The 3404-nt window shown below is 67.5% G+C and carries 3 protein-coding genes; all 3 read right to left on the bottom strand.

Features of this window, described 5'->3' with window-relative positions:
* A partial coding sequence (locus tag ACIRA7_RS15995; RefSeq protein ID WP_396221833.1) for an amino acid permease occupies positions 1–536 on the bottom strand: 536 nt, incomplete at its 3' end.
* Positions 533–1867, bottom strand: coding sequence for a M20 family metallo-hydrolase (locus tag ACIRA7_RS15990; protein WP_396221832.1), 1335 nt, complete (start codon positions 1865–1867; stop codon positions 533–535). The genes ACIRA7_RS15990 and ACIRA7_RS15995, both read right to left, overlap by 4 nt.
* Positions 1868–1870: 3 nt before the next feature.
* Positions 1871–3205 carry an aminotransferase class V-fold PLP-dependent enzyme gene (locus ACIRA7_RS15985; protein WP_396221831.1) on the bottom strand — a complete coding sequence of 445 codons (1335 nt, stop codon included), beginning with the start codon at positions 3203–3205 and terminating at the stop codon, positions 1871–1873.
* Positions 3206–3404 lie beyond the last annotated feature (199 nt).

Genomic DNA, 3404 nt, shown 5'->3' with positions numbered 1-3404 from the left:
GACAGGTCGATGTGCGGAAGGCCCACCACGAGCAGTAACAGCAACGGCACGAGCTTGAGTACCGTCAGAACGACAACGAATCGCGCCCCGACCGTCACCCCCAACACGTTCACGCCGGCCATGCACGCGAAGAGCGCCACGAGGGCCAGCGCGCGCGGCATCGGCTGCACCAACACCGGTGCCATGGTGGCAACGGTACGGACCAGCACATCGGCCAGCGCCGCGTCGACACAGGCGCCAAGGCCGAACCAGATGAGATTCGCCGCGATGAATCCGGCGAAGGGGCCGAACGCGGCCTCGACGTAGGCGTAGGCGCCGCCACTGTTGTGCACCCGACTGCCGACTTCGGCGAAGCAGAGGAAAATCAGGGTGACCAGCAGGCCGCAGATCGCGTAGCCGAGCGCCGTGGCCGTACCGAGGGTGGCGGCGGCCAGACCGGGGAGCGCAAAAATGCCAGCCCCGATGATGCTGTTGGCAAAGAGCAGGGCGAGCGTGCCCGGACCGAGGACGCGGCGGAGCGCGCCGCCCTCGGTCATGAGCGACCGTCGAGGCTGGCGTCGGCGGCGATGACGGCGTTGAGCAGCACGTCGGCCCCGTTGATGATGTCGGCGGCGCGGGAGAATTCCTTCGGGGAATGACTGATGCCACCCACGCTCGGAATGAAGATCATCGCCATCGGCGCGATGTGCGCGATCTCCTGTGCGTCGTGTCCGGCGCCACTGGGCATGCGCTGCGACGACAAGCCGAGCGCGGTGGCGCTCGATTCGATCCAGGTCATGACCTGCGGATCGGAAATCGCAGGCCTGCTGTCGGTGAGGCGCTTGAACGCGAAAGTCGTCGTGGTGGCGGTCCCGATCTCACGCGCCAGCCGCTCGAACACCTCGGTAAAGTGCTCGATCTTGGTCTGGTCGAGGTCACGCAGGTCCACCGTCATGACGACCTGGCCGGGAATCACGTTGGTGGTATTCGGTGACACGACCATGCGGCCCACGGTGGCTACCTGTCGTCCGGGTTCAGCGCGCACGGCGTCGTTCACCGCCACGGTGAACTTGGCGGCGGCCAGCATGGCATCCTGTCGCTGATCCATGGGCGTGGCGCCGGCGTGGTTGGCGAACCCGGTGATCGTGACCTCGAACCAGCGCAGCCCCACGATGCCCTGCACCACACCGATCTGCTTGCCCGCCTTTTCCAGCAGGCCACCCTGTTCGATGTGCAGCTCGATATAGCAGGCGATGTCGCCTTTCTTCTTGACCGATTCGGCCAACCGTGAGACATCACCACCGATAATGCCGATGCCTTCACGGATCGTTTTGCCCGAGCGCGCGACCTTCGCCAGTTCAGCGTCGGTGATCTCGCCCACGGCGACCTTGCTGCCGGTGGTGCCGCCTTCCTCGTTCTGCCAGATCACGACATCGAGGGGATGGCGCAGGCGCCGGTTCTGTTCGCGCAGCGTGCGCGCGACTTCGATGGCGCCGAACGAGCCCACGGGGCCATCGAAGTTGCCGCCGTCGGTGACCGAATCGATGTGCGAGCCGATGAGAATCGGCGCGAGCGTGCGATCGGTGCCGTCGAGCCGCACGTAGATATTGCCGGCGGTGTCGATGCGCGGCGTGAAGCCAGCATCGCGCAGACGCTGCAGGGTGAACGCGCGTCCGGCGAGATCGGCCTCGGAGTACGCCACGCGATTGATGCCGGTGGCCGTGCGGCCGACGCGGTCGAACGCGGTGAGCCACTCGTTGAGGCGCGCGCCGTTCACGTGCAGGGGTGCCGCACCGCGCGGCGCGCGCGAGCCGCCGGGCAGGTACGGCATGATCAGCGGCATCGACGCCAGCGCGCCGGCGTGCGAGAGAAAGGTACGGCGCTTCATGACTCAGCCCCGGGCAGCGATGGTACGAATGGCGGCCGCCAATTTGTCGGCGTCGGCGGGGGTGTTGTACAGCGCAGGGGTGACGCGCACACAATCGCCCTTGGCGAGGCCGGTCCGCTGATTGGTGAAGATGCCGAATTCATCGTGCAGCGTGGCGGCGAGGGCCCGGTTGGCGTCGCCGGTGCCACGATTGTGCAGGCGGAATCCGGTGATGGCCCCGGTGAGCGTGGCGTCTTCCGGCGTGAGAATGGTCACGCCCTTCACGTCGGCCACGGCGTGCACCCAGCGGTCACGCAGATAGCGCAAGCGGGCGGCCTTTTGCGGCATGCCGATGCTGAGCTGGAAGTCGATGGCGTCGGGAATCGTCATCATGGTGGCGAAGTGCGTGGTGCCGGTATGAATGCGACTCTCGATGCGGTCGAGCGGCGCGCTTTCGTCGGCGTGGGCGCGATCGATCGCGCCGAGGCAGCCTTCGCGGATGTACAATGCCCCGGCGCCCACCGGAGCACCGATCCACTTGTGCAGGTTGAGCCCCACGAAATCGGCGCCCATGTCGGCCATCGTGAGCGGCACCTGTCCGAACGAGTGGGCGGCATCGACCACCACGTCCACCCCGCGCGCCTTGGCCAGCGCGGTGATCTCACCGACCGGCAGCAGCAGGCCGGTCTTGTTGTTGCAATGGGTGAGCAGCAGCAGTTTGGTGCGCGGATTCGCCGCGAGCGCGGTGGCGTAGGTCGCCAGGATATTCTCGTGCGACGCCGGCTCGGGGATGTCGAGCGTGACGACCTTCGCCTGACAGCGCGCCGCCAGCGCGTTCATGGCCCACTGCATCGCGTTGTAATCGAGATCGGCGTAAATGATCGTATCGCCCGGCTGCAGCCGGTTGTACTGCCCGATCAGCGCCTGCAAGGCTTCGGTGGCGTTGCGCGAGAAGGCGAGCTCGCTGGGCTTAGCCCCCACGAAGGCGGCCACGCGCTCGCGGGCCGTGCGAAACATCGCGGGATACTCGCGCCGCGCGAAGTACGAGCTCTCGCTGTTCACGCGATCGATATGGCGGTGATAGGCCTCGAGCACCGGCTGCGCCATCATGCCGAAGAAGCCGGCTTCGAGGTTCGTGGTGCGCGGCGTGATGCGATACTTCGCGGCCACCTGCGCCCAGTAGGCCTCGTCGCGGGCCACGTCGACCAGCGCGCCGGGGTGCGGCGTGAGGGGAGCGTCTGGCTCGGCTGCGCGCGGCGACCCGCTGGCTGCGGCGGCAGCACTGGGGGAGGCGACGGCAGCGGCACCGAGGATGGCCGCGCGCTTGACGAAATCCCGACGGGTGCGGTGTGTGGACATGCTTGACGCTACGAGCTTGGACGGCCGGCCGCAATCACGGGCTGTAGGGAGCCCCCCGGCATCGTTGAACCGATCACGCGGAGGCGCGGGGTGCGCAGAGGTCGCGGAGGGAAACGTCTCGTGCGGTTCCCTCTGCGTGCTCTGCGTGCTCTGCGCCTCCGCGTGATCGGGCACGGGTGCAATCCGGCGCCCGGTGCCC

Source organism: Gemmatimonas sp. (assembly GCF_044376735.1).
In the GTDB taxonomy this organism is placed as follows: Bacteria; Gemmatimonadota; Gemmatimonadetes; order Gemmatimonadales; family Gemmatimonadaceae; genus Gemmatimonas.
Note: the sequence above shows the minus strand (reverse complement) of the source record. Positions and strands in the feature narration are given on the sequence as shown.